The sequence below is a fragment of the Helicobacter felis ATCC 49179 genome, assembly GCF_000200595.1.
GTDB classification, from domain to species: domain Bacteria; phylum Campylobacterota; class Campylobacteria; order Campylobacterales; family Helicobacteraceae; genus Helicobacter; species Helicobacter felis.
On the sequence record NC_014810.2, the window covers coordinates 1 to 23,579 of the forward strand.

Annotated in this window: 29 protein-coding genes and 2 pseudogenes; 25 read left to right on the top strand and 6 right to left on the bottom strand. The window is 43.7% G+C overall.

Features of this window, described 5'->3' with window-relative positions; genetic code table 11:
• Positions 1–237 precede the first annotated feature (237 nt).
• Positions 238–507: a hypothetical protein gene (locus tag HFELIS_RS00005; RefSeq protein WP_041302637.1), complete on the top strand. Its 270-nt coding sequence runs from the start codon at positions 238–240 to the stop codon at positions 505–507.
• A gap of 817 nt (positions 508–1,324) precedes the next feature.
• The gene (locus HFELIS_RS00015; protein ID WP_041302639.1) at positions 1,325–2,638 is read left to right on the top strand and encodes a tetratricopeptide repeat protein; all 1,314 of its coding nucleotides are present in this window, start codon (positions 1,325–1,327) and stop codon (positions 2,636–2,638) included.
• Here HFELIS_RS00015 and HFELIS_RS00020 read toward each other — a convergent pair.
• On the bottom strand, positions 2,626–3,456 hold the full coding sequence (locus HFELIS_RS00020; protein ID WP_041302641.1) for a hypothetical protein: 831 nt from the start codon (positions 3,454–3,456) through the stop codon (positions 2,626–2,628). The genes HFELIS_RS00015 and HFELIS_RS00020 overlap by 13 nt on opposite strands.
• A 359-nt stretch (positions 3,457–3,815) precedes the next feature.
• On the opposite strand from HFELIS_RS00020, the gene HFELIS_RS00025 reads away from it, so the two are divergent.
• The 11 genes and pseudogenes from HFELIS_RS00025 (at position 3,816) to HFELIS_RS00065 (ending at position 10,842) form a co-directional block, all read left to right on the top strand.
• On the top strand, positions 3,816–5,402 hold the full coding sequence (locus HFELIS_RS00025) for a DDE-type integrase/transposase/recombinase (protein WP_041302643.1): 1,587 nt from the start codon (positions 3,816–3,818) through the stop codon (positions 5,400–5,402).
• Positions 5,403–5,595: 193 nt separating this feature from the next.
• Positions 5,596–6,465: an AAA family ATPase gene (locus HFELIS_RS00030; protein WP_013468485.1), complete on the top strand. Its 870-nt coding sequence runs from the start codon at positions 5,596–5,598 to the stop codon at positions 6,463–6,465.
• Between the two features lie 9 nt (positions 6,466–6,474).
• Positions 6,475–6,795, top strand: coding sequence for a hypothetical protein (locus HFELIS_RS00035; RefSeq protein WP_013468486.1), 321 nt, complete (start codon positions 6,475–6,477; stop codon positions 6,793–6,795).
• Entirely contained in the window at positions 6,792–6,968 is a 177-nt protein-coding gene (locus tag HFELIS_RS08995) for a hypothetical protein (protein WP_013468487.1), read from the top strand. The genes HFELIS_RS00035 and HFELIS_RS08995 overlap by 4 nt, the downstream gene beginning before the upstream one ends.
• Before the next feature lie 65 nt (positions 6,969–7,033).
• Positions 7,034–7,285 carry a hypothetical protein gene (locus HFELIS_RS00040; RefSeq protein ID WP_013468488.1) on the top strand — a complete coding sequence of 84 codons (252 nt, stop codon included), beginning with the start codon at positions 7,034–7,036 and terminating at the stop codon, positions 7,283–7,285.
• Complete coding sequence (locus tag HFELIS_RS00045) at positions 7,278–7,700, top strand: host-nuclease inhibitor Gam family protein (protein ID WP_013468489.1); 423 nt, start codon at positions 7,278–7,280, stop codon at positions 7,698–7,700. Before HFELIS_RS00040 ends, HFELIS_RS00045 begins: the two co-directional genes overlap by 8 nt.
• Positions 7,697–7,969 (top strand): hypothetical protein, encoded by a 273-nt coding sequence (locus HFELIS_RS00050; RefSeq protein WP_013468490.1) that lies wholly within the window; start codon positions 7,697–7,699, stop codon positions 7,967–7,969. Before HFELIS_RS00045 ends, HFELIS_RS00050 begins: the two co-directional genes overlap by 4 nt.
• A 96-nt stretch (positions 7,970–8,065) precedes the next feature.
• The gene (locus tag HFELIS_RS00055; RefSeq protein ID WP_013468491.1) at positions 8,066–8,992 is read left to right on the top strand and encodes a hypothetical protein; all 927 of its coding nucleotides are present in this window, start codon (positions 8,066–8,068) and stop codon (positions 8,990–8,992) included.
• A gap of 117 nt (positions 8,993–9,109) precedes the next feature.
• Positions 9,110–9,202: pseudogene (locus HFELIS_RS09620) on the top strand (IS607 family transposase); the annotation flags it as partial.
• Positions 9,202–10,329: a zinc ribbon domain-containing protein gene (locus HFELIS_RS00060; protein WP_013468493.1), complete on the top strand. Its 1,128-nt coding sequence runs from the start codon at positions 9,202–9,204 to the stop codon at positions 10,327–10,329. The pseudogene HFELIS_RS09620 and the gene HFELIS_RS00060, both read left to right, overlap by 1 nt.
• Positions 10,330–10,401: 72 nt before the next feature.
• A complete protein-coding gene (locus tag HFELIS_RS00065; protein ID WP_013468494.1) occupies positions 10,402–10,842 on the top strand; it encodes a hypothetical protein in 441 nt (146 codons plus the stop codon).
• A gap of 75 nt (positions 10,843–10,917) precedes the next feature.
• On the opposite strand, the gene HFELIS_RS08430 is transcribed toward HFELIS_RS00065, so the two are convergent.
• Entirely contained in the window at positions 10,918–11,382 is a 465-nt protein-coding gene (locus tag HFELIS_RS08430; protein WP_013468495.1) for a hypothetical protein, read from the bottom strand.
• Between the two features lie 76 nt (positions 11,383–11,458).
• Between HFELIS_RS08430 and HFELIS_RS00075 the strand changes: the two genes are divergently transcribed.
• The 5 genes from HFELIS_RS00075 to HFELIS_RS00095 all read left to right on the top strand — a co-directional run bounded on the left by HFELIS_RS00075 (position 11,459) and on the right by HFELIS_RS00095 (position 16,483).
• Positions 11,459–12,676, top strand: a complete 1,218-nt coding sequence (locus HFELIS_RS00075) for a phage portal protein family protein (RefSeq protein WP_013468496.1) — start codon at positions 11,459–11,461, stop codon at positions 12,674–12,676.
• Positions 12,677–13,054: 378 nt separating this feature from the next.
• On the top strand, positions 13,055–13,411 hold the full coding sequence (locus tag HFELIS_RS00080) for a hypothetical protein (protein ID WP_013468498.1): 357 nt from the start codon (positions 13,055–13,057) through the stop codon (positions 13,409–13,411).
• A 32-nt stretch (positions 13,412–13,443) separates the two neighbouring features.
• Entirely contained in the window at positions 13,444–13,674 is a 231-nt protein-coding gene (locus HFELIS_RS00085; RefSeq protein WP_013468499.1) for a hypothetical protein, read from the top strand.
• Complete coding sequence (gene terL / locus HFELIS_RS00090) at positions 13,667–15,196, top strand: phage terminase large subunit (RefSeq protein ID WP_013468500.1); 1,530 nt, start codon at positions 13,667–13,669, stop codon at positions 15,194–15,196. Before HFELIS_RS00085 ends, terL begins: the two co-directional genes overlap by 8 nt.
• A 21-nt stretch (positions 15,197–15,217) precedes the next feature.
• Complete coding sequence (locus tag HFELIS_RS00095) at positions 15,218–16,483, top strand: RNA-guided endonuclease InsQ/TnpB family protein (RefSeq protein ID WP_013468519.1); 1,266 nt, start codon at positions 15,218–15,220, stop codon at positions 16,481–16,483.
• Positions 16,484–16,622: 139 nt separating this feature from the next.
• Here HFELIS_RS00095 and HFELIS_RS00100 read toward each other — a convergent pair whose 3' ends face one another.
• A complete protein-coding gene (locus HFELIS_RS00100; RefSeq protein ID WP_013468501.1) occupies positions 16,623–17,054 on the bottom strand; it encodes a phage virion morphogenesis protein in 432 nt (143 codons plus the stop codon).
• Positions 17,055–17,104: 50 nt separating this feature from the next.
• On the opposite strand from HFELIS_RS00100, the gene HFELIS_RS00105 reads away from it, so the two are divergent.
• On the top strand, positions 17,105–18,244 hold the full coding sequence (locus HFELIS_RS00105) for a phage head morphogenesis protein (protein ID WP_013468502.1): 1,140 nt from the start codon (positions 17,105–17,107) through the stop codon (positions 18,242–18,244).
• A gap of 142 nt (positions 18,245–18,386) precedes the next feature.
• Positions 18,387–18,767: a hypothetical protein gene (locus HFELIS_RS00110; RefSeq protein WP_041302645.1), complete on the top strand. Its 381-nt coding sequence runs from the start codon at positions 18,387–18,389 to the stop codon at positions 18,765–18,767.
• On the opposite strand, the pseudogene HFELIS_RS00115 reads toward HFELIS_RS00110, so the two are convergent.
• Together HFELIS_RS00115 and HFELIS_RS00125 are read right to left on the bottom strand one after the other, a co-directional pair.
• Positions 18,762–20,046: pseudogene (locus HFELIS_RS00115) on the bottom strand (RNA-guided endonuclease InsQ/TnpB family protein). The gene HFELIS_RS00110 and the pseudogene HFELIS_RS00115 sit on opposite strands and share 6 nt — an antisense overlap.
• Complete coding sequence (locus tag HFELIS_RS00125; protein ID WP_013468786.1) at positions 20,021–20,671, bottom strand: IS607 family transposase; 651 nt, start codon at positions 20,669–20,671, stop codon at positions 20,021–20,023. Before HFELIS_RS00125 ends, HFELIS_RS00115 begins: the two are co-directional and overlap by 26 nt.
• A gap of 120 nt (positions 20,672–20,791) precedes the next feature.
• On the opposite strand from HFELIS_RS00125, the gene HFELIS_RS00130 reads away from it, so the two are divergent.
• From HFELIS_RS00130 to HFELIS_RS00145, 4 genes are all read left to right on the top strand, one after another.
• A complete protein-coding gene (locus HFELIS_RS00130; RefSeq protein ID WP_013468504.1) occupies positions 20,792–21,304 on the top strand; it encodes a DUF1804 family protein in 513 nt (170 codons plus the stop codon).
• A 62-nt stretch (positions 21,305–21,366) separates the two neighbouring features.
• A complete protein-coding gene (locus tag HFELIS_RS00135; protein WP_013468505.1) occupies positions 21,367–22,146 on the top strand; it encodes a hypothetical protein in 780 nt (259 codons plus the stop codon).
• Position 22,147: 1 nt separating this feature from the next.
• Positions 22,148–22,831: a hypothetical protein gene (locus HFELIS_RS00140; protein ID WP_013468506.1), complete on the top strand. Its 684-nt coding sequence runs from the start codon at positions 22,148–22,150 to the stop codon at positions 22,829–22,831.
• Positions 22,824–23,189: a hypothetical protein gene (locus HFELIS_RS00145; protein ID WP_013468507.1), complete on the top strand. Its 366-nt coding sequence runs from the start codon at positions 22,824–22,826 to the stop codon at positions 23,187–23,189. The genes HFELIS_RS00140 and HFELIS_RS00145 overlap by 8 nt, the downstream gene beginning before the upstream one ends.
• Here the strand turns inward: HFELIS_RS00145 and HFELIS_RS00150 are convergent.
• Positions 23,186–23,419, bottom strand: coding sequence for a hypothetical protein (locus HFELIS_RS00150; RefSeq protein WP_041302649.1), 234 nt, complete (start codon positions 23,417–23,419; stop codon positions 23,186–23,188). The genes HFELIS_RS00145 and HFELIS_RS00150 overlap by 4 nt on opposite strands.
• Here HFELIS_RS00150 and HFELIS_RS09000 point away from each other — a divergent pair.
• On the top strand, positions 23,418–23,570 hold the full coding sequence (locus HFELIS_RS09000) for a hypothetical protein (protein WP_158305091.1): 153 nt from the start codon (positions 23,418–23,420) through the stop codon (positions 23,568–23,570). The genes HFELIS_RS00150 and HFELIS_RS09000 overlap by 2 nt on opposite strands.
• The last annotated feature ends 9 nt before the right edge of the window (positions 23,571–23,579 follow it).

The window sequence follows — 23,579 nt, forward strand, 5'->3', positions numbered from 1 at the left end:
CGCGGGTAAGCTTTAGTTTGGCGGGTTTTGGGGTTATGGCGCGCTATATTTTCGTGAAAACAAACATGTGTTGGGTTTGCAAAAGCTGACAGCTTTTGCCTTATTTTAGTTTACTTTTCTTAGTTGTGCGGGGCTCTACTTTAGTTCCACGCCGCGTGCGAATGTAAGATAATCGTTATAAGTTAACCCTTTTCTTTTTGTGTTGAAAATTTTAGAATGCGCGCAAAAGGAGTTAAGATGCAACTCTATCACAAAATCCAAGAACTCATGCAGACTACAGAGCAAATTAAGGTCGAGAGTGTGGGCCTTGTGGGGTTGGCTAGGAATACTCTTGTTAAACACGCTGAGAAATTAATAGAAACTGAGGGCGCGGATTTGACTAAACAACTTCAAAGCCAAATAGAGGCTAAATTCACGGAGTTAAAAGCCCAAGAGGCGTTAAAAGATTCTCTAAGCTCAATTTTTCTTATCTCGAAAGCTAAAGAGGGCGGAGGGTTTCCTCTATAGACAATGTGTAAGCAGATGGTACGGTTTAAAATTCTTGTAGCGTTTCGCACATGCATAGTAGTGTGGATGCTTTTTTAATCATAAATTGCGGTTTTAATGAGAAATTACACCATGACAGCTCGCTAGCCCTCAAATTTAGTTTTTAAACTTAGGTAAAAAGTTAAAGTAGTGAATCAAGACATTCTCTCATTTGTTCCCAAACCTCTAAAAGATGAACTAGATGTCAATTTTAAGCACTGTGAGATTCTTTTGCAACGCCAAACAAATCACGTTGTTAGACTTAAACGCTTGGAGTTTATCTTGGGAATTAAGATACACACAGGGTGCGTTGTCGATGGAAATGAGGCGCAAGGAGTTTAGGTATTGTTGCAATGGCTTGGGGTTGTAGGTGTGCTGTTGGAAGATTTATAGACACACTGCCTTAGCCTCTTTGTTTAAATATTGAAACTACAGGCAGGGAGTGGGGTTTTTGGGAAAATTTAATTACATCGCTTTAGCCAAAGGGACTTTTGGCTTGACAATAGAAACTGAATACTCAGTATCTTCAACAAGGTTACGCACACATGAGTAACACTTTCCCAATATAAACCCATGGCGCTTTCATAGTCATTGGTAGCATCCCCCAAAAAAGCAAGGGCGCGCGCCTTACAATAGGTAATCCACGCCTCTAAATCTTGTGTCTTAACACCCCACTAGAACGGATGATCTGAATTGTCAAAAAAATTATGTAACCTTGCCCCGCATTTTCGCCATTGTCAATTATATTTGTAACAAAGTCGTTACTTAGGGGCGAGAGATCCATGAAACCGGGTGGATTGTGTATATCGATGAATTTAAAATCCTAAAAAACGGCGCGATGTTAAAGAAGTCTATGATCGTGGTGTTTTTAGTAGTGGGCGTGCTGGGTGCTCAGGCAACACTTTTAGAGCAAGCAGAGGTAGCTTATAAGAGGAAAGACTACCCCAAAGCTTTTAAACTTTACAAACAGGAGGCACAAAGAGGAGAGGCGCAGGCGTTCTATCATTTGGGCTTGATGTATTACTATGGGCAATATGTAAATATGGATATAAAGGGCAAAAAAGCCTTTAACTACTTTAAGAAAGCCGGAGAGATGGGGGTAGCAGATGCCTATCTTGAGCTAGCAGACATGGTCGCAGATGGCAGAATAGCCAAAAATGCTAAGGGAGAGCCTTTTGCTTGCGAGAAAGCACTGTCATATGCTAACAAAGCCCTAGAGTTGAACCCAAAGAGGGCAGGTATCTATGAAAGAGTTGGATTTCTTTATCTTAGAGTTCAATGGAACAACCATACTTGCAGTCTTAAAGACTTTAGCCAATACTCCCAAGAAGTCCAATACAAGCAAAAAATTTTTCAAAAGGGGTCGTCTTATCTTGAAAAGGCGGGGGAAATGGGCGACTTTAATGCCTACACAACACTAGGCTACTATTATGCTGCGGGCGATTTCAGATTTGAGCGTAGCTTTAAAAAAGCCAAGCAATACTATCTTAAGGCAGTAGCGGTGCTAGAAAAAGCAGGGGTAAAGGGGGATAGCCAAGCCTATAATGAGCTGGGATTGATTTATCAAGATGAGAGCAGCAATCTTAGCACGGGGACTATCCTAGAAAATAGGCATAAAGCGGTGGCGTATTTTCAAAAGGCGGCGGCGATGGGGAATGCCTACGCCTACGCCAACATGGGAAAGTATGTAGATGAGAATAAGGCGATGGAGTATTACAAAAAGGCAGGGGAGTTAGGGGACGCACAGGGGTATATCAAGTTGGCACAAATGGAAGGGACACTGCTTAGCAAGAGTTTAGAGTATTTAAAAGCGACGGGAGATTTGGGAGATGAGGATGGTTATGGCATGCTTGGCGATATTTATTTTTATGGCGGTTGGGAAAAGGATGAAAATGACCCTAGTGCTCCCCATATCCCACGCGATTACAAAAAGGCAGCACATTACTACCAAAAATGCGCGGACATGGGGAATGCCTATTGTTATCTATCGTTAGCAAGCATGTATCAAAAGGGCTTAGGGGTGCCAAAAGATACCAAAAAAGCGCGCGCATACGAGGGGCATGGGAGGGATATCCTGTGTGTGGGAGAGGACTTGGATGATTATTGTGAGTGAGGGGAGGAATCGCTTTTCCACTCTGGGTGTCTCTTTTGGATGGCTTCTAAGAGAGTTTTTGCGCTGTAAGGGCAGACATAAACTTTAGGGACATCTTTTTGTGTGAAATATTTAATGGGGCGATACTTTTTATAATAGTCATTGGTGTATGCTCCATTGGCATCCACAACAAAGGTCGCTGTGTTGTCATCTAAAAATTTAAGATAGGTGATGCTACCACTAGGATTGATCTCTCCATCTTCCTCCCAAATCCTCAAGCGCTCTGATTTTGTCAGATCACCTCCCAAGTCGCTAAGAGTTTCTATGAGGTTGGTATAAACGATGGTAAAAATATCTCCCTTCACCTTGACATCTATAACGCGCCCAAACCTCGCGCTCTCTATATACTCCTCACCATCTAAACTATCTCCTTGATTAGCTGCTAACAAAGTGGGTTTATAATAGAGATTATAGTTTGGGTAGTTGGGCAATTCTTTAGTACCGTTTGGGTTTAGATCTAAAAGCTTTTGACAATCCCTAGGATGATCCACAAAGACCTTATCCCAAAAGGAACGCCCCCTAGAATCTGTGAGATTTGTATTAACTTTTAAAATCCTAGAGTCAGAAATATCGCCTTTGGTGAAGACAAATTGTTGGGGGATTGGATAGTAAATAGGATGGCCTTTGGTATCCACAAGATCATTGCCCTTAGAATCCATTAACAAAGAATCGATTTTGATGGTTTTAATCTCATACGACCCATCATTAACACTCTCTTCGTCTATATTGTCCGTGGCATTTAAGAGTAATGTCAAGAGTAAAAAGATGAGAAATTTCATTTTGTTCCTTGTTTGTCCATGTTCTTCTAGTCGGCACTAAAAGGGCAGTGATCCCGCTCTGAATCTGAGCTATACTTTTTGCATGCCTCTTGCAGTGCATTGAGATTGAGAAACTTGCGCCTACCTTTTGCAAAGCATGCACGCCTTAACTTATACAAGAGCGTAGCATTACCAAAATCTCCGTATCCGTTGTCTGTATATGTTCCTAAGAAATCATCCAGCCCCTCCTTGCCTTGCTAGCATCTCCATAGGGGCATTTCTGCGCTTATGTCCCCACTCCTCGCGTTACCCTCAACAGCTTCAAGCGCACGCAAAATCTCCAAGAGGAGCGCGAAGTTAGGGCCTATATCCTCAAAAACATGGGCGATTTTGACATCACTAAAAGAATCCACACCCCCCAAGAGAAACACCGCATCGTGAATTTCATAATGGGCACACAGCAACATTTCGCCGTGGCTTTGGTGGTGCGTGTTCTCTTAGAAGCGCGCGGAGAGTTTGAAAAAAGCAATGTCCAAGTCTCCAACATGGCCAATAAAATCCTCAAATGGATGCGCTTGTATCAAGAAAAGGGCATGGAAGGTCTGCAGAGCAAGGTGGGCAAACAACCCGGACAACATGAAAGCAAACGCAAATTTAATTTAGAACTGATTAAAGAAGCGATTTTAGCTTTGGGCAGCAGCGGGGGGCATCATTGTTATAGCACATACTACCGCTATTATTTAGAATTAGAACGCGCCAAAAACCCCCATTTCAGCGCGCATTACTCCAAGTTCGTAGACCACGCCCGCAGGCTGATTGAGGGGGATAAGCGCATCCAAATCTTTTTAAAAAAGGGCAAAGACGGGTTATTGCAACGCTACCCAGTGGGTGTCAAGCAAAAAGAATACATCAATGCAGAATGGCAAGTAGATAGCACGCGCATCGATTTTATGATGAAAATCAAAGACCCTAGCGCTAAAAAGGGCTACCGCGTGGCGCGCAAGGTCTTAAGCGCGGTGATTGACTCTTTTAGCGGAAGCGCATTTGCCCAATTAATTGACTCCAACTCCAGCACCTCCCAGCTTAAAGTGCTTTTCAACGCCTTTAAACGCTTGGGCGTGCCTGATAAAATCCGCCATGACAATGGAAGCGATTATGCCAGCGCGCATTATCAAGGCTTTCTGAAAGCCAATAAGATTGAGAGCGTGGCGTGTACGCCTTATGAAGGCCGCCAAAAAGGTAAGATTGAGCGCTTTTTTGGGGTCTTGCATAGCAAATTAGAATGGCTCCCCGGCTATATCGGCAATGATGTGAGCAAACGCCAAAAAATCGAAGCCCAAAACGCGAGCAAAAAAGACACCCTAAGCGGGAAAGCCACACGAATCAATGAGGATGAGCTACTTTTTGAGGACGAGCTCCAATACATCATCGAGCACACTCTAGCCCAGCAATATAACAACTACACCGCCCACGCCCCGCTCATTCCTAGCGCTGATGAGTTGGCCAAGATTTATAGCACTTTGGGCAAATCGCACACCCGCACCGTGCGCGCCTTTGGTGTGGAAATTAACAACCAAACCTACACCAGCGCGCAAATCTGGGAAAAATGCGCCATAGGCGATAGCGTGGTTGTGGTTGAAAACCCTGATGACCCCGCTCAAGTCAGCCTTTACACCCCTAATAAGGAGTTTATTGGAGTGGCTAACTCTACGCATTTGGGCGCAGAGTGCATGGATTTAGAGGAATTTAGAAAAACCAAGTCGCATTATTTAAAAACTCAGGTCAATCCGTTCTTAAAATCCATCACAGATGCCAGAATTAAAGCCAGCGCGCACAGAAAGAAAAAGGTGGGTGAAATTCTAGCCCAAAGAGTCGAGCAGAAAAAACCCCTCCAAGAGGCGATGAGCAAACAAGAAAAAATCAAACAAACCCTAGAACAAATCAGAAAGGCGGCAGGTTATGAGTGACTAGGCCATATGCAGGGCTTTTACAAGCCTTGCCTATGCTCTAGCGTGCAAGAGCGGGGCAAATTTTAACAAGGAAAGGAAAAAGTAGATTTGGGTTTTTAGGGGGCTTGCGACCCCGCCTATTAAACGCGTTAAACGCGCATTTAACGGGTATTGAATGGTTTTAAACATTTTATTGAAGAAAGGGCATTAAATGCATTTAGGAAAAGAATTAGAGGCCTTTATTTCTGAGTTTGGGCTCTCTCAAGCCCAAGTAGCGCGCAGCATCAACAAAAGCCCCGCGCTCATCTCAAGTTACATCAAGGGCACTTACAAGGCCAAAGATGTCAGCCAGCTAGAAAAAAGTTTGCAGGATTTTATGCTCAGCTACCGCACCAACGCCACACAAAGGCATGAGATCGCTCAATTTGGGATTAAACCCCTAGAAAACTTTAAAAACGCGCATTTCATTATTGATCAAGCGGTGGTGTGCCAAGAGTCCTGCCTGCTTTATGGACAAGCAGGAAGTGGCAAAAGTGAAAGCTTGAAGGCTTACGCTCAAAAGACCCCACAGAGCGTTTTGTTGGAGGTTGTCCCAGAGGTGAGCAATAAGGACTTTTTAAAAGGCCTTTGTGAACTTTTGGGAGCAAGTCCGGCCAAAAGTGTAGCCCAAACCATCTTAAATTTGTCTAAACGATTGGGCGAGCGCGAGAGTATTTTGCTCGTGGATGAGGCCGAACACCTCAAAACTTCCAGCCTAGAAGCTCTGCGCCGCCTGCAAGATTTTACCAACACCCCTATGGTGCTCTGTGGCACGCCCCAGTTGCTCAAAAATCTCAAGGGGAAAAATGGGGAGCTTTTGCAACTTTATAGCCGTATTTCTCTCAAATACGAGTTTGGCGCGCCTTCTAAGGCAGACTTTAATCTCCTCTTTGGAGATTTGGGCGCGCCTTTGCAAGCTATCACCAACAACTTGCGCCGTGCGTGCAAAATTTACAAAATGGCGACTCGTTTTGCTCAAATTAATGGGGGAGATTTGGACCAAAGTATCCAAGTTGTCGCCTCTATGTCTATTTTGGATTAGGGCGCGCGCATGAACACAGCTAAGATGCTCAATTACTTTATCAAGCGTTATTTTGGAAGCCGTGAGGCCTTTTTCGCGCTGCAAATCACGCGCATAGGCAAGCAAGAGGAAGCACGCTATTTATTCGCCCACTTGGTCTTGTGGCGTATCTTGCAAGAATCTAGCTTAGGGGGGATTAACGCCGCGCATGCCCAATTTAAAGTGTTGCAGCGTCTGAATTACTTACAAAAGAAATTCCGGCCCAAAGAACTCAGAGACTTACAGCAACTAGCCACTTGGGAATACGCAAAGCGAATCTACAACCAAGAAACACAAAGGAGCGTTTCATGATCTTCAAACTCTTGCTTAAAAAGCCCAAAAGAGCCCCACGAATCTATTACAAGAGCGCAGATGGCTTTTTTTACAGCGCGCATAACTACAAATTGAGCCCTTGCGGGCAGTTTGTGGTGCGCAAAAGCGATGGCGCGCAGGTCAACACCCTAGAGCGCACGATCAGCTACTAGCTTTATTAAGCCCCCTTTGGGGGTTTGCTTAAGGCTAGGGCCTTAAATTTAACACAAGGAGAACAATGAATTACGGATTAGTGATGGAGTTGCAGATGATAAAAGTTATCTTCTTAGAAGAGCAGGCTAAAAACGCCAAGCGCATCAGCCAATTAGATAAGGCAATTCGCCTCTGTGTTTCTCAAGAAGATGCCAAAGGGGCCAAAGCTACCCGCATGGAACAGGCCGAATACTTGAAATGGGACAACTTGTGCAACCGCATGCTCATGATTTTAAACCGCAAAATCCGCAGACTAGGAGAAAAAGACAATGGATAAAGAGTTTATCAGCGAACAACTTAAAAGTCTTAAAAAATTGGAGCTTTCAAAGCAGTTCAAAGTGGAAACACGCCTACATTTGAGCGCAGAAATTGAAGAACTCAATGAAAAAATTGAGCAACTTAAAGGGAGGATTGAAGAGCACGCGCGCGAGCACATCGCCGATTTCAACGGCAAAAAACAAATGGTGCTGCCTGAGGGCGTGCTCAAATTCACCAAGAGCACCAAGGTAGTTGTGGATAAAGAAATGGAGGGGCTTGTGATTGAAACACTCAAAGAAATGGGGCTAAATCACTGCATCCAAGTCAAAGAGAGCTTAATTTTAAAGGCACTGGGCAATTTAGAGGAGGAAGTCCTGCAGGATTTAGGCGTAGAAAAGCTCACCACCTGTAATTTTAGTATCAGCGTGCAATGAGCCGTCATTTAGCCCTAACCCCTGAGCTCTATGAAAGCCTTTGTAGCGGGAGTTTTGAGCAAGTTCAAGCCCTCTTAAGGGGCAAAGAGCTCTACATTCCCCGCCCCAATGTCCGCGCCAAAATCGCCAAGTTTATTGAGCTCTACAATGGCCAAAATGGGCTTTCTTTGTGCGTGCGCTTAGGGCTCAACCAGCCCCAATACATCCGCGCGCTCAAACTCTACAAAAAACAACATGCCCGTGTAAATACAGAGAAAAGTTGCTCGTAGGAGATGTGGCTATTTTTATAAAGACAAGCCCACTTATTATGTTAAGTGGGCGTAACTTTCGCAACGCCACGCGCTTTTTTGTGCTAAAAATCTGGCATGCGCATACTTTTACGATCAGATATTGAGATTTTAGAGAGCTCTCTGCAAGAGGACACGCCTGAATTTAACCCTCTGTGGCGTTATGAAGTCGGGCAAATTGTCAAAGAGGGCAACACCCTGTTTGAGTGCATCAAGCAGAGTGAAAAACCTAATTTAGAGAGCGATTTTAGGCAAATTGGGGCAGACAACACCATGCGCGCCTTTGATAGCGCGCCCAATTCTTTAAGCACCATGCCCTTAGGGCAAGATATGCGCTTAAAAGTGCGCTCTGCTGGATGCTTGTATCTGACTAATTTTGTGTGCAACACCTTAGAAGTGCGCTTATATGATACTAAGGGTTCTTTGCTCAAAGAGGAGATCGTAGGCAAGCAGGAAGAAACAGACTATAGAAGTTACTTTTTCAAACGCTCAATAGCCAAAGAGGGCAGTTATCTTTTCCCCCACGTAGGCCCTGCGATCTATGAAGTGGTGCTTAAAAACACCGCCCAAGAGACTAAAACCCTTGCAGAAGCAGAGGGGATAAGGGTTTATGCCTTTGGAGGGGAAAGGGTGCTTAAGTCAGATGTGCCGGTGAGTTTGGGGGTGTTTTTCTGCGGGGAGTTGGTAGAACTGGGCACGACTCTATACAAGGGCGCGCTGAGTGTGGAGGATTTCTCCAAAGTAGAGGTGGACGAACACACCGGACTAACTAAAATCAAGCCCGGGGTTTATCGCAAATCTTATAAATTCACGATCTTGGTTTTGTTAGAGAACTTGGATAACATCCTTGAGATATTGGTACGCCATAAAAGCATCCCTTCTATCTTAGAGCTTTCAGACGCGCTGGAGTGTTTGCGTCTTTTTGGGCTCATCAAGAGTGTTGATGTGAACTTTAATGACACCAAACGCGCGCATATTGATTTAGAGCTGCAGGAGTTGACCTAAAGTATTAGTTAGTATAATACACCGCATGCAAGCTATGAGGTGGAGATTTTAGAAATGGACATCGCCAATCAGCAAAACTCTGAAAGACCTAAACAAAAGAACAAATGGAAAGATTATTTACTTTCTATTGTTCATTGTTTTTCTTCTAGGCTTTATGGTCTGAGAAAATATAGTAAAGAACTTAAAACGGCTATCTTGGAAACTGAATAATGTTAGTAACTAGAGTGCTTTATGCTAAATATCTCAACTTAGGGAAGCTAGAACAGCTTAAACTCCAAGCTAAAAGATTAGGAGTTTTGCGTTCTGCTATCTGGCAAGAATACGGTGCACTCAAAGGTTTAGGCAAAACGGATAGAGAAATCAGGAATTTATGGGTTTCTCAAAGACGAGATTTTAAAGTTTCTGCTAATGCTTGGAAAGAGACTTTACGGGATTGTTTTAGCGATATTAAACTTTATAAAGAAGCGGCTAAAAGTAGTGTCCATAAAGCTATCTTTAACCATTATCCAACAGACAAAGAAAGAAAAGAAGCTTTTATTAAACTTAAAAAAGATACTTGGATAGAGGATTCTTTTCTGCACCGATTAATGCGTAAGGCTTTTAAGCACGGTAAGAATAAGGTCTATAACCAAATCATTGTCCGCAGTGATGATTATTCTGTCTTTGGGCTAAACTCTCAAGCATGGTTATCTATTCCTTCCTTGATTAAAAATAAGCGGGTTAAAATTCCTCTAAATACTACAATGGACTATGCCCCTACAGGAACACTAAGACTTATTATTAGAAATGGTGTTTTAGAAAACCTAATTCTAAAGAATAATCTAGGTAGAAAGAAACTTAACCGGCGTGATTCTCAACAGAAGTCTATGGTAAAAACTAAAATCTACACAGCTTGTCATCAGGTTGTCAATAAGGCTAAGATTATTGTTTGTGAGGACTTGACTTATAAGTTTTCTAAAAAATCTCAATCTAAAACCATTAATAGGAGGTTAAATACTTGGGTTAAAGGCATCATTGCTAGTGCTTTAAAATGCGTTTCTGAGTGTAGAGGTTCTACACTGCATTTAGTCAATCCCGCATACACTTCGCAAAGCGACAGCTTTAGTGGTGGCTTGTTATTAGGTCAACGCAAGGGCGATTACTTTTATCGGGAGAACGGGGAAGTGGTGCAGGCAGACTATAATGCTGCTAGAAACATCTTAGCTAGATACTTTGATACAGAAATCTCTAGGTTTATGTCTTATGAGAAAGTCAAAGCTATCTTGTTAAGACGGACTGATAGCTACCGCTTGGCTACTGCGTCAAGCAAGACTCTAGTTGCAAAGGAATCTAAATGACTTTATCAACAGAGAGCGAATTATCTAAAAACCAAACGGCTATGTTTGTGTATGTTTTTGGAAGTAGTTGACATGATTATTTTAGACGCGCACACCCCTTTGGCCAAAAGGGGGGAATTTCTCCAACAATTAGAAAAGCTCAACGCCCTATTAGAAATTAAAAGAGTGGAGGTGGAAAAATTAGCAGATAATCCCATTCCTGTGATGCATCTAGCTAGCACAACGCGCCAAGACTTGCAACCATTTTTTCTCTCCTGCTCCTTTGTCCCGCGCACTTTGAGCCTCATGCTTGTGCTTGGCCTAGATGCGCTGGGTTATTATTCTTTGCGTGTGCGTGATGGGCATACTGAGCGCCAAATTGCGCGCTACAAAGATAAATCTTATTCTGTGTCTTTTGGCTTTAAAATGCAGCAGGGGGGGGTTGTTTTTAATCCTCAGATTGCTTTTGTGGGGGGCGGGGCGCTTTTGGCCCTCCCCTCAAAGAGCGCGTTGTTTGCTTTGGCACTAGGCTAAGTTTTAAGCGCACTCTCTGCCCGCCATATTGCGCGCATAGCTCCTCAAAGCCCAAAGATTTAAAATGCTCAAATTTTAAAATGGCTCTTGGCATGGGGCATAGTGCGGGTTATTAAGAGGGTGGTACATTTTATCCAAGCGGGCTTGTTGTGCGCGCAACACTTTGTTAAGCCCTAAAATTAACTTGGTGGTGTCGCTTTTGCTCAGGTCTTTCAGGGGTTTTTTGCACGTGTGCAAGGCAAAACCCTCCAAGCGCGCCAAATTCCAGCGCAAAGATTCTTTTAAATCTAACACCGCTTGGATTTGGTTTTGGCTAGGACCTAGCGCATCCACAGGGGTGAAAAAGGCAGGGCACACTCCATCTAGCAAGGCCAACACATCTAAGAGCGCATCGATGCTCAAAAACTTAGAACTCTCCACATTAAAACGCTCTGCTAGCCATTCTTGCCATCCTCCATCGCGTTTAATTTGCTTGTGCACAGGGTGGGCATGGATTTTTTTTAGCAATTTTAAGCGGTAAGCCTTTTGTTTGCGCGTCATGTCTCATTTTAGCAATATCAACATGAATTTTTGCAAAAGCGCAAAAATGGCCCTCAAGATGCGCTAATTTGAAAGCATGTTAAAGCTTTCCACCCCCCATTTTATCCCCCCACAGCTTAGCTATGAGATGATCAAAAACGCCCTAAACTCAGAGCGTTTTGAGGAGATTGTCAAGGTGGGGCGTTATTTTCTGCGCTTTGACCCCCAAGTGAGCGCGGAAGTGCACAAAAGGCGTATTTTGCTCGCGCGCTTGCCTTTAGTGCTAGAGTGTGAAGATGCGCGCGCACAAGAGGCCTTTAAAAATATCCAAAAACACGGCTGGCATAGCTTTCTTTACAACGCCACCGAAGCGCTTTTTTATGGCTGTGCGTATTTTATCAAGGGCTATGCTAAAGGGGGGCTAGATTATCAGCCCATCAGCGCGCAATATCTCAACTACGATGCTAAAACGCCGCAGAGGCGCGTTTTTGTGTATTCTGAGGGGCAACAGGTGTTCTTAGAGGAGCGTAGTGATGTGCTCAAAGTGGGTAACATGGACCTTTATAACTCTGTGTGCTATCGCGTGCTCTCCATTGCCGCGCTCAAATTCTTAGCCATGCAAAAATACATGACTTATTTGGAGAATTTGAGCATCCCCCCGCTTGTGCTCAAAAGTGAAGGCTTTGAGGATGATAAAGAATTAGAAAAGCTCTTAGATAATTTAGAGGACTTGCGCGCAAGTTCTGTGGGCATCTTCAATAAAGAAGACACTTTAGAGCTTTTAAATGGGAATGTGGATCGGGGCGTCTTCTTGGATTTCTTGCGTTATTGTGATGAATGCATTAGCAAAGTGGTGAGCGGGCAGGTGTTAAGTTCTAATGCCGTGTCTAAGGGCACGCAGGCTTTAGGCGTGGTGCATGAGAACATGACACGCTACATGCTCGAATTTGACGCTAAGATTTTGCTAGAGGGCATCAATGATGCGCTCAAAGAGGCCTTAGGGCTGTATTTTGAAAATGTGCCCCCCTTTGAGCTGATTTTAGACACCAATACTGAAATCGATGAAGAGTACCAAGCGCGCGTCTATAAAGCCCTTTATGAGATGGGCCTTGAGGTGGATTTAGGGGCCCTACAAAAGGCCTTCAATGTGCCTTTAAGGCGCACTGAACGCCCTGTAAATGCCTCTTTAGCCCCCAATGCGCAAATCCATACGCAAGGCTGGATTTCAGAGCAAATTAAGCAAATCCAAGAGGCTTTTAAGTCCCCTGAAACCCTAGACTTTTTAACCGACACTTTCGCAATGCCAGCACAATAAGAAGTATTGCGGGAGGCTTATGTTAATATTTGTGCAATCAAGGGGTAATACCCTTGGGGTTGGGGCATCAACCTTTGGAATAGGGAACGTAAGACTCCAAACGGAGCTGTCCTGCTTGGAGCCGCGATCTCCACTAAAGTTAGAATCCCCTAACTTTAGTTATGGGAGAGTATGTCAAATAGCCATCACCCAAGACATGGCGCCCTTGTTTTTTTTCTATTGATAGGATTTTATAGGATTTTATGCGGTTTTATAGGTTTGTAAGAACGGTAACCACTAACGCCATTGTAACCAAAAAACCTAAATTTACCAACCCCCTCTTTTTGCGCAAAGATTTGACATACATACATATAAAATCTCTGCAAAAAAAGGATATCCATGCCCCCTGTATTTAAATTAGACCGCTCGTATATGGAGTTTAGCGCGATCTTAGAAGATGGCACGCAACAAAACTTCCGCTTTTATGACTTGAGCGATTTTCAGAGCAAACGCCTCTTTGAGCTCTCGGCAAATCAAGGCTTGCAGGGTGCGAGCGCGCGCATGCAATTAGAATATGAGACCATTGAATCTAATCTAATCTGCCTTAATGAAGACGCTCAAAAAGCCCAAGAATACAAACAAGAGTTTTTAAACATTATGCAAGAAAACGGCAAGACCATGGATTTTGTCAGCTTTGTACAAGAGGAGTTGGCCGCCCTGCGCGCCCAAAAAAAGCCCAACTTGAAACGCTCCTAAAGCAATACGGCCTAGAGGTTAGAGGAGTTGTAGTGGTGATGCCCCTAGAGAGCGATGATGAAGAAGTGCTAGAACTCTTCAATGCTTTTCTTTTAGTGCATAGCTTCAAAATACAGGGCATGAGCTCTTTTGTGGACGTGGAGCTAAATTACTCGGCGCTCAAGGACTTTTGTCAAAAGCACCACTACGACACTTTAGAAATCTTTGAGCTTTTTAAAAGCGCCTCTTTGGTAGTCTCCTCTTGTTTTCTCGATCATGAATGAAAGTTTTGAGGATTTAAAGCAGTATTTAAAGAGCCTTAAAAGCGCGTTTAATGCCGACCCTAAACGCAAGAGCGCGGCTTTAAAACACTTTGGCGTGTTTGCTCAAACCTATTTTTCCCACCATTTAGAAAAGGGCGATCATAGCCACTTTCGCGAAAGCATTTACAACCATATCAAAACCTACCTAGATGATTCCAAAATCTGCATCTTTAAAGCCTACCGCGGGGCGTATAAAACCACGCTTTTAGCGCGCATGCTCACCATTTGGCTTTTTGCGCGCAATGAACGCCACTATATGATTTACATTGGCAATAAAAAAGAGGACACCGAGGAGACCATCGAGTGGCTTAAAATCGAGCTGACAGAAAACGCGCTTTTAAGGCAAGACTTTCAGATTCAAAAGGGTTATTCGTGGCGTAAGGGGGAGTTGGCTATTGATTTTGAGGGCGTGCACAAGAAAATTAAGAGTTATTCTATTGAGGAGAATATCCGCGGGCTCAACTTCTTGGGCAAACGCCCCGATCTAATCATCTGTGATGACATGGAAAATGGGCAAAGAATCCAATCTAAGAAGTACCGCGAGGATATCTATAAACAATTTGAAAGCGCGATTTTAAAACTCCCCGCACGCAAGGGGGATTATAATATTTTAGTGGTGGGCACGACTTTACATGAAGAATGCTTATTATTGCGTTTGGAACAACGCTGGAATGCCAAATCTTATAGCTTCCCGCTGGTGCTAGACTTTGGCCCTCATATTGATGGGCTCAGCGCGCAAAATATCCACAATTACGATCTTTCCAAAGTCATCCTAGATGACCCTAGTTTGGATAAAAAAGAAGTTTTGATGGAGTTTTTAGGCAATAAAAACGCCTTTTTGGCCGAGTTTCAAAACACTCCTACCAACGCCAAAGACGCCATTTTGGGCGATTTTGAGCTCTACACACAATTACCCCCTCAAATTGATGCCATTTACATGGGCATTGACCCGGCTTTGGGCAAGGCTAAGGGAGATTTTTTTGCTATCGCGCTGGTGCATTACAGCAAGGCCCAAAGACGCTACTTTGCGCGCGTGCACGCCTACAAAGAAAAGCCCGACAAGATGATTAACATTGTGTTAAACACCTACGCGCACGCCCTAAGTTTGAGCCCCTATGTGAAAATTGGCATCGAAGTAGTGGCCTTTCAAGCCTTTTTTAAAGACCAGCTTAAAAAACGCGCCCAAGAATTAGGCCTACATTTTTTTAGACCCATAGAGTTAAAAAACACCACGCACAAAGAAATCCGCATCGATAGCTTAGCCCCCCTGCTCTCTGAGCGCGTTTTGCTCATCGATGCCTACAGCCATGAACTCATCGCTGAATTGCAAAGCTACCCTAAAAGCGCGCATGACGACTGCTTAGATGCCCTAGAGTTTGCCATGCGCATTGCGCGCCATAAAAACATATTAGATTATGTCCATGTGCGCAAATCTTTAGCCAAACGGCGTTTTAAAACTCTCCATAAAATTATGTTACAATGATGTAAGTTAAGGCGTAAGAAATTGCTTAAAGCAATAAAGTTTAGAATTTATCCTAGTGTTGAGCAAAAAACCTTGATACACAAGCATTTTGGTTGTGCTAGAGTGATCTATAATTACTTTTTAGCATACCGCCAAAAGCAATACGCACTAGGCATTAAAGAAAATTACTTCAGCATGCAAAAGGTGCTTACTACTCTCAAAAAACAAGAGTCTTATGCTTATCTAAGTGAATGCAATTCGCAAAGCTTGCAAATGGCACTCAGGCAACTAACTACAGCTTTTGATAAATTCTTTTCCAAGTTAGCAGATTATCCTAGATTCAAATCTAAAAAGCATTCTAAGCAGTCTTTCTGTGTCCCGCAACACTTAAGAGTGGATTTAGGAAACAACCAAGTCAAGCTACCCAAATTCAAAGAAGCTATTAAAGCCAAGTTTCATAGGCATTTGCCTACAAACTCTATCGTCAAACAGGGGTTTATCTCTTGTGTAGCAGATAAATACTATCTCTCTGTCAGTTATGAGGACAATAAGCCTGAACCTAAACCCACAACTATCAGAAAAGCTGTGGGTTTAGATATGGGTTTAGAGTCTTTAGTCATCGCCAGTAATGGCGTGTTCTACCCATATAAAAAGTTTTTCCAGAATCTACAAACCAAACTCACTAAAGCGCAAAGGAGATTGTCTAAAAAACTCAAAGGTTCTAGTAATAGAAAAAAACAAGCAAAGAAAGTGGCACAAATCCACGCTTCTATCAGGAACAGCAGAGAGGACTACTTACATAAAATCAGTAGCGAGATAACCAATCAATACGATTTGATCGCAGTAGAAACCTTGAAAGTTAGGAATTTAGTCAAAAACCATAAATTAGCTAAGAGCATTGCCAATGCCAGCTGGTCTAGGCTCATTAGTCTATTAGAATATAAGGCTGGTTGGAAGGGTAAAACCCTTATCAAAATTGACCAATACTTTCCTAGCTCTCAAATCTGCTGCACTTGTGGGAGCAACACAGGTAAGAAGCCACTGCGCATTAGAAATTTTGTCTGCCCTTGTTGTCAAACACACCACCACAGAGACCTAAACGCCAGTATCAATATTAGAAATTATGCTTTGGGTATGCTAGATGAACGACACGCTATCAAGGTAGATAAAACTAGGGTAGGGATAACCCGAAGTTACGCTTGTGGAGATTCCGCTAACGGGGCTGTAACCAAGTATGGCTACATACTAGATACGGCTAGTTATGGATCGTTGAAACAAGAAGCCCACCCGTCTTTAGCGGGTGGGTGATTCACGTCTTCTGGGCCTCAAAATCGTCTGTAAAGCTTTTGAACCTCAAAAAAGACCCAACACACCACCCCACCCCAACCAAACGATTTTAAAGGGGGTTTAAATGGGTATTTAACGCTATTGTGCACGCGTGCAATCTTTAAGAGCCTCTTAACATTTCTTGAATTTGGCGTTTTAAATCCTCACCCCCCCTGCCTGTGGTTAAAATCTCTTGGATATCCCTTTGTAGCGCCTCAGAGGGCACGCCTTGATCACCAAAGGGCAAAAAACGCCTTTGAGGCATTTTAGAAGTGCCTAGTTGGTGGAAGGGGGCGTATTTTTCAGCATTGCTTTGATCTATTTGGGTTACAACCTTGTTGCCCTCTATTTGGACATGCACCCCTGAGCGCATCGCGCGGGTGTTTTGCAGGATTTTAGCGCGCATGTTAGGGCGTTTGACTTTGAGGCTGGCTGGTTTTAGAGGGGACCAAGACGCCCCACTTACTGGGTCTTTTTGCACTCTAAAGGCGTGCTCTGTGTGGTTCTCTATGGCTAGCTTGACTTCGGTTAAAATCGTGCTTAAATCAATCATGCCAGAAGTATAAGGCGTTTGGATAAGCGTTTTTGCGTTATTATTAAAGTATGCCCTATTTAGAATCTATCGCCGCGCTGATGGCGCGCAAACCTGCTTTAATTAAAGACCCGGCTAAATTCAAGTTTGAGGACCATTTAAGGGCATTTGCCTTAGCAGGAGTAGGGAGTATAGATACCATTATTGATTTTCAAAACGCCTTAGAAAAGGCCATTGCTCATAAACAAACTCTTCATGACTTCATCAAGGCTAATCCCAATCTTGCCAAAGAGTTCAGCAAAAAACGCCTAGAGCGCATTTTTAGTTATAACAAAGTCTATAGCCACACGCGTGCGCGCATGTTAGACTATGAGAACACGCCCCCCATTGCAGAGAGTGAAGATGGCGATGGGTGGTACTACCTCTTTGAGAGTGAGCTAGATAGTGCGGCACGTCATAAGGCTTATCATGGCGTGTGCTTGCCCCGCAAGCATGAGTTTTGGAAAACCCACACCCCCCCGCTTGATTGGGGCTGTAGATGCCGCCTTTCTATGCACTCTAAGGAGGGGTTAAAGCGTTATAACCGCCTCAATGACACACGCTACCAAATTTCTACAAGTCCCCCCCCTAGCGTGCGCTCTGCTAAGGAGAAAAACGCGTTTGAGAGTGATGTCTATAAGTTCTTGCACAACTTCTTTAACGCCAAATTGCAAAGATACGCGGGCAATAAAGAAGCTGTAGCGCGTTTGGCCAATGTAGTGCGTGTATGTGAAGCTAAAAAACTCCGGTTTAAAAAGCTCTTGGAGCTCTCTAAGAGCCCCGAACAGATGATAGACTTTGCCACCCTCAAGCCTGAGGTTATGCAGGTGGTGGGGGCGCATAGTCCCTTAGTGCGTCTTAGCGCGCGCACGCTCACCACACACCTAGAAAAACACCCTGAAACCGATCTATTTGACTACTATCTAGCGCAAGACATTTTACAAGAGCCTATGGCGATTTTTAAAGACAAGCAGGGAAGCAGCGCGCCGGGGGCTCTTAATAATTATCTAATCGGTGTTAAGTTCGGGCGGTGGTACCGGCTATCTATTGGAGTTGAACAAGGAGAAAACCGGTTTAGAAGTTTAGTACATGGCTCAAAAGTCAGACTGATTAAAAAATTAATGGGGGCAAAACAACTAATCTACAAAAGCAAAGACTTCACGCTAGAGTAAAAATTCACCTGTCCGTATGGAGTTAGAGGAGCACCGCTCTTCTCCTCACGGTGTGCACCCGCGCCCTTATCACGGCGTATAGCTATCCATCCAAACAGGAAAGCTACATTACTTATCTAAACTTATATGCTCCTTAAGCCCTTTGAAAAAGGTTAAAATTGGCGAGCACTTCAAACAAGCCCCGGGGTTAAAAGAGGGGTGGAAACTGCAAAAACTCCATTTTGAGCAACTCAAAAAACGCCCCGCCCATGAAGAGTCCTACCCCTTTGCTCAAAGGGTGTTGGCGATCTTAAAAAGCGCGGTGGATGTCCTACCCTTAGACCCCAAACAAGGGCGCCATGTTGGGTCAGGTTATATAGAGGGTAGAAGTCTTTACGATAAAGCTCCCACCATTGAGCAGATCAGGGGGTGGGTGAAAGATAGTTTAGAGATCAGACTAAATAAAGACCAAAGCGCATGGGATGGGCATGGGATCATCTACCACCGTTCTTACAAACCTATAAAACCGCATAAAATCCTATAAAATCCTATCAATAGAAAAAAATTTAAGCGGTTTCTGTTGTATTCCTGTTTCCACCATGCTGGTTACTAAGCCATTCTTTGCAAAATCGCTTAATAGAGCCGTCATGTCCGCAGGCGTAAATTCAGTGGGAACTCCACTTACTAAATGCTTGACAAGATTGACACTTGCGTTAAAATCTCTATCCACCACAGCACCGCAAACACCACACTTATACACTCTATCGCTTAGGGTTAAGTCTTTTTTCAAACTGCCACAGCTAGAGCAAGTTTTAGAGCTAGGATAAAAGACATCGGCTCGCAAGATTTCCTGCCCATAGCACTTCGCCTTATACTCCAAAAGGGTGTTAAAAGCAGAGATGCTGACATCGCTTAAAGCCTTAGCTAGTTTAGAGTTTTTAAGCATATTCTTTACTTTTAAACTCTCCATACAAAGGGTTTTAGCGTGCCTGACTAGGGCGGTGCTGAGTTTGTGTAAAAAGTCGTTACGGGTGTTGGCGATTTTGGTGTGTAATCGATTCAGCCGCAAGCTGGCTTTAAGATAATTGCGCGACTTCTTAACTCCGTCATTCTTGGTTTTCGAATGCCGTTTTTTGCTAAGTTGCCTGCTAAGTCTTTTAAGCCGTCTTGTCAGCCTATTTAAGGGCTTGGGTGCTTGTATCTGTAAGCCATTAGATAGACTAGCAAAAGCCTTTATTCCTGTATCTATGCCTAGAGTGTGGTTGTTTGCTATGGGTTTATGTGTGCGGTTAAACTCCTCTTGTGTAATGTCTATTTGGATTGAAACATAGAATTTATTGCCTCTTTGCGTGATGGTCGCCCCATTGATTTTGCCTTTAAAGCGTAGTTTTTCGGTCATTTTGATTTTAGGCAAGTTGGGGATTTTGAGATAATCCTTTTTGTCGCCTTGAATGATTTTTACTTGGTCGCCCCCAATATAAAAGCTCCCTTGATATTCCCTTTTGCGTTTAAAGCGAGGGTAACTCACCTTGCCTAACTTTAAATCTTTAAAGAATTTTTGAAATGCTAAGGTTTAAATGTGTAAAGGGTTGGGCAGTGGCGTATTTTGTAACTTCATAGACAAAGGGGTAATTCGTTTTTTTAAGAGCGTTAAACTCTTTCTTTAGGGCAAAGTGGTTAGATTTTATGCCCTTTTCGTAGTTCTCTCTCCACTTTGCCAGCCCCCAATTATAAGCAAGTCTAGCGCACCCCATCGCCTTTTTAAAGTGGGTTTTAGCGTGGTTGTTTGGGCTTAGCTCAATCTTGTGGGTCAGTTGTAACATTGTTTTCTACCACTGCTTGCATTTGTTCTAAAAGTTGTTTGTTTTTCTTGGAGCGTGCGCCATAAAGTCTAGCGGAGAATACGGTAATGATTTCTAGCACATCTTTAGCTAACTCCTCCTCGAAGCGGACATTCTCATCGCCTTGATTAATAACAATAACTTCCACTTCTTTAGCCTCACAGATAGCAAACACTAGCTCCGCGCCAAAGCGTAACAAGCGGTCTTTATGGGTCAAAACAAGCCTTTTTACTTGGCTCTCTAGGATAAGGTTAAGAAGTTTAGTTAAGCCCTTTTTATAATAATTCATACCTGAGCCTAAGTCTTGGATCACTTCGTAATTAAAGCCCAGTTTAGAACAATAAAGCTCTAAAACCTGCACTTGGCGGATTAAATCCTCTTTTTGGTCGGCACTAGAAACACGGGCATAGGCGATGGTCTTGCGGTTATCGTTATGAAAAACAATATTTTTGTTGATATTTTTAAGGCTCTCTAGCTTGTATCTACGCTCCCCGCCTTTTGTATAGTTGTCGGGTTTTAGTAAGCCTTTTTTCTCCCAATTTCTCAAAGTTTGGATACTGACACCTAAAACCTTACTTGCTTGACCTATGGATAGCAAATTATTCATGCCAACATAGTAGCACCTAGAAACTTAAAATCATATAAAAAACTTATAGAGAATTATAGAATTTTATAGATTTTATATTGCTGTTTTTAACCCCCTTGCAATTTAGCTTAAACTCCTGCTATGAAAAAAGCATTGCATAATTTAGTGGGCACACGCAATAATATTTTATTAGCCGAGAATATCCGCACGCTCTACTTGCAGGGCAAGAGTTATGAATATATTTGTCAAACTCTCAATATCACCAAGAATACCATCAATTCGCACCGCAAAAGAGCCCTTAAAGAGGGGGATGACTGGGACGCGTTGCTGCTCATCCACAAGCGCAACAAACAACATATTGGCATGAGCGAAGCCTACTTTGTGAACGCTCTTATTGCCGGCTTTGAAGCCCAAATTTTGCACAATGAACAACTCAGCCTGCCAGAATTGGCCAAATACACCAAGTTATATTTCCAACTCAAAGCCCCAAAAAATAATGACGAATTGCGCGCCAAAGAGCTAGCCCATGCCAACACCCAAAGAGTTCTGCGCGTCATCGCCAAGCTTGCTATGGACATGCAAGCAGAGGAAGTGGTGGAGTTTTTAAGCGCGCATGCAGATGCGATCATCAAAGAGGTGTTTAAAAAGGATTGAGCGCAAGTTTTTTGTGTGCAGCGTGCTAAAAAAGCCTTACACATAATATGTAAGGAGTCAAAATGGGACAAAAAGACAATTTATATTTTGGTGGGGGGAGTTTGTACATCACCCCGCTAGACCAAACAGGGGAGCGCATCGACATTGGTTGTTTAGAACTCTCCTTGTCTAAAGAAAGCCAGAAAACCACCGCGTGGACGCGCGCACACGGAGCTAAACAGAAGTTAGCCGAAGTGGTGACTGAAGAAAACTGGACTTTAAAAATCAAGGGGAATAATTTTAGCGCGCCGGCCCTAGCCTTAGTACTAGGCTCAGAAGTCTACACCCAAAAAGTGGGAAAAGGGGAGGCTTTGCCCTATGGCGGGGTGGCCCAAAACCCAACCACGATCCAATATCTCAAAGCGGGCTCTCAAAGTGAAAGTCAGAGTTTCCGCTTAGAGTTTGTGGGTAAGAGCGTGATGGGGAAACAAGTGCATGCGATCTTTTATAATGTGAATTTGAGTTTAGATGGGGATTTGAATTTGATGAGCGAGGAGTTTAGCACTTTGAGCTTGAGCGGGGCGTGTTCTGCTGGTCCTGAGGGCATTTACAGCCATTTTATCAGCGATGCGCGCCAAGAAGAGGCTGAAGCCACACCCACACAAGAAGAACCCCAAACCCCCCAAGAAACCACCCCGCCCCCCAAAAAAGCAGAAGTTAAAACAGCCGCAAAACCCCCAAAAACCCCAAAAACCCCCCAAGAAACCACCCCAAAAGATAAAGCCCAAGAGGAGGACGAAGACGCGGATTTAGAAGCTGAACTGCAGGCCTTAGAAGCCCAAGTGGGCCCTCAAAAGGATTAAAATGCGCTTAGAGGAAGCTATCAATCTCAAAGAGCGCATAGAGGCGCGCATAGCCAAGCTAGAAAAGATGTTGGGGCGTGTTAAAAAGCTCATTGGCGCGCTTACCCCCCTAACTCCTGAGCAAGAAAAAGCTAAGGCGGAACAAGCCCTTTTTGAGCAGATCATGCAAGCAGATCGCATCAGCCCTGAGGATTTAAAAGCCCTAAGAGTGAAGTTTGAGCCCTTTGAGGAATTTGAGGGGGACTTTTCAGATGGGAGCATAACAAGCGCGCCCTTTTTGCAATACTTTAAAAAATTGCCTCCCCTAGATCAACAAGCCTTACTGAGCGCGAGTTTAAAAGGGCTTTGCTTGCAGGTTAGCAAAGAGGTCCTAGATTTTCAGGCCGCAAGCTTGTTAACGCAACTTTATTACGCCCCGCAAATCGCTCTATTGGCCCTAGAGGATCAAGACCTTGCGCACTTGCAAATTTTATCGGCCTTTATGGGAGAATACGGGGAAATCACTCCGCAAATCGCCGCTTCAATGGGAGGGTATGAAGAGTTGCGCGCTCGCTATGCCCAAGAGTTGCACGCCTTTAATGACACTTGGCGCTTAAGCCCAGAGGAGGTTGCTAAGCATCTGCAAAACTGGTTAAATGATCCTAGCCTTGAGGCCCAAGTCAAACAGGAGGTTCCCAATGACTGATACACAAAAAATCCAACTACGCGCTAAAATGCTTCAAAGCTCCCCCACTGTGCAAAAATTGCACCAAGTCTTAGGCGCTAGCATTGAGGTTGAGCAGGGTGGAAAGCCCATTGTTTATCTTGACGCTCTCTTATCTAAGTTAGTGTGCAGCGCCTTTACTCTCCACTATCTGCGCACCTTCTCCCTAGAGGGCTTAGAAATGATGCCCATCTTAGAAGAAATTCCCTTGCAATATGGAGGCCCTGCAGAGTTGCCAGATAACGCCCAAGTGAAAGCCTTTTTAAGCAGTGTTTTTGAGCGTTTGAAAGCCCTCAACCTGCAAGAATTCAATTTGAGTAAGCTTGAATTGAAGCGTTAATGACTTTTGCCCACCCGGCAAAACTCTAAATCTTTTTCTAAAAGCTCGGTGTAAATCAACAGAGCCTTAATGTTTTGGGCGAGCGAAGAACTGCCTAAGGCAGGACGCTCTAATTTGGGAATTTGGCACTTAGTGGGGATGTAGACAGGTTTATAGACGCGGTAACACCCGTTAAAAAAGATGATGCAGATCAGTAGCCAAAAGGTGCCCCCCAATGGGGGCGATCCCATGCTATCTTTTTTTGAGCTTGAAGACGACCTTAAGCCCAAATACAGAGATTTTAAGGCAGAATGCCCACATAGGATCACGATCATGGTTGCACATGACCGCTCCTTTCTGCCCGGGGTTGGTATAGGTTTCCCGGGCATCGCTATTTTATAGAAATCACGC

Excerpts from the sequence above, each read along its gene's own strand:
- HFELIS_RS00005 (WP_041302637.1), top strand. The coding sequence starts at position 238 with ATGCAACTCTATCACAAAATCCAAGAACTCATGCAGACTACAGAGCAA.
- HFELIS_RS00020 (WP_041302641.1), bottom strand. The coding sequence starts at position 3,456 with ATGAAATTTCTCATCTTTTTACTCTTGACATTACTCTTAAATGCCACG.
- HFELIS_RS00025 (WP_041302643.1), top strand. The coding sequence starts at position 3,816 with ATGGGCGATTTTGACATCACTAAAAGAATCCACACCCCCCAAGAGAAA.
- HFELIS_RS00030 (WP_013468485.1), top strand. The coding sequence starts at position 5,596 with ATGCATTTAGGAAAAGAATTAGAGGCCTTTATTTCTGAGTTTGGGCTC.
- HFELIS_RS00035 (WP_013468486.1), top strand. The coding sequence starts at position 6,475 with ATGAACACAGCTAAGATGCTCAATTACTTTATCAAGCGTTATTTTGGA.
- HFELIS_RS08995 (WP_013468487.1), top strand. The coding sequence starts at position 6,792 with ATGATCTTCAAACTCTTGCTTAAAAAGCCCAAAAGAGCCCCACGAATC.
- HFELIS_RS00040 (WP_013468488.1), top strand. The coding sequence starts at position 7,034 with ATGAATTACGGATTAGTGATGGAGTTGCAGATGATAAAAGTTATCTTC.
- HFELIS_RS00045 (WP_013468489.1), top strand. The coding sequence starts at position 7,278 with ATGGATAAAGAGTTTATCAGCGAACAACTTAAAAGTCTTAAAAAATTG.
- HFELIS_RS00050 (WP_013468490.1), top strand. The coding sequence starts at position 7,697 with ATGAGCCGTCATTTAGCCCTAACCCCTGAGCTCTATGAAAGCCTTTGT.
- HFELIS_RS00055 (WP_013468491.1), top strand. The coding sequence starts at position 8,066 with ATGCGCATACTTTTACGATCAGATATTGAGATTTTAGAGAGCTCTCTG.
- HFELIS_RS00060 (WP_013468493.1), top strand. The coding sequence starts at position 9,202 with ATGTTAGTAACTAGAGTGCTTTATGCTAAATATCTCAACTTAGGGAAG.
- HFELIS_RS00065 (WP_013468494.1), top strand. The coding sequence starts at position 10,402 with ATGATTATTTTAGACGCGCACACCCCTTTGGCCAAAAGGGGGGAATTT.
- HFELIS_RS08430 (WP_013468495.1), bottom strand. The coding sequence starts at position 11,382 with ATGACGCGCAAACAAAAGGCTTACCGCTTAAAATTGCTAAAAAAAATC.
- HFELIS_RS00075 (WP_013468496.1), top strand. The coding sequence starts at position 11,459 with ATGTTAAAGCTTTCCACCCCCCATTTTATCCCCCCACAGCTTAGCTAT.
- HFELIS_RS00080 (WP_013468498.1), top strand. The coding sequence starts at position 13,055 with ATGCCCCCTGTATTTAAATTAGACCGCTCGTATATGGAGTTTAGCGCG.
- terL (WP_013468500.1), top strand. The coding sequence starts at position 13,667 with ATGAATGAAAGTTTTGAGGATTTAAAGCAGTATTTAAAGAGCCTTAAA.
- HFELIS_RS00100 (WP_013468501.1), bottom strand. The coding sequence starts at position 17,054 with ATGATTGATTTAAGCACGATTTTAACCGAAGTCAAGCTAGCCATAGAG.
- HFELIS_RS00105 (WP_013468502.1), top strand. The coding sequence starts at position 17,105 with ATGCCCTATTTAGAATCTATCGCCGCGCTGATGGCGCGCAAACCTGCT.
- HFELIS_RS00125 (WP_013468786.1), bottom strand. The coding sequence starts at position 20,671 with ATGAATAATTTGCTATCCATAGGTCAAGCAAGTAAGGTTTTAGGTGTC.
- HFELIS_RS00130 (WP_013468504.1), top strand. The coding sequence starts at position 20,792 with ATGAAAAAAGCATTGCATAATTTAGTGGGCACACGCAATAATATTTTA.
- HFELIS_RS00135 (WP_013468505.1), top strand. The coding sequence starts at position 21,367 with ATGGGACAAAAAGACAATTTATATTTTGGTGGGGGGAGTTTGTACATC.
- HFELIS_RS00140 (WP_013468506.1), top strand. The coding sequence starts at position 22,148 with ATGCGCTTAGAGGAAGCTATCAATCTCAAAGAGCGCATAGAGGCGCGC.
- HFELIS_RS00145 (WP_013468507.1), top strand. The coding sequence starts at position 22,824 with ATGACTGATACACAAAAAATCCAACTACGCGCTAAAATGCTTCAAAGC.
- HFELIS_RS09000 (WP_158305091.1), top strand. The coding sequence starts at position 23,418 with ATGCTATCTTTTTTTGAGCTTGAAGACGACCTTAAGCCCAAATACAGA.
- HFELIS_RS00150 (WP_041302649.1), bottom strand. The coding sequence starts at position 23,419 with ATGGGATCGCCCCCATTGGGGGGCACCTTTTGGCTACTGATCTGCATC.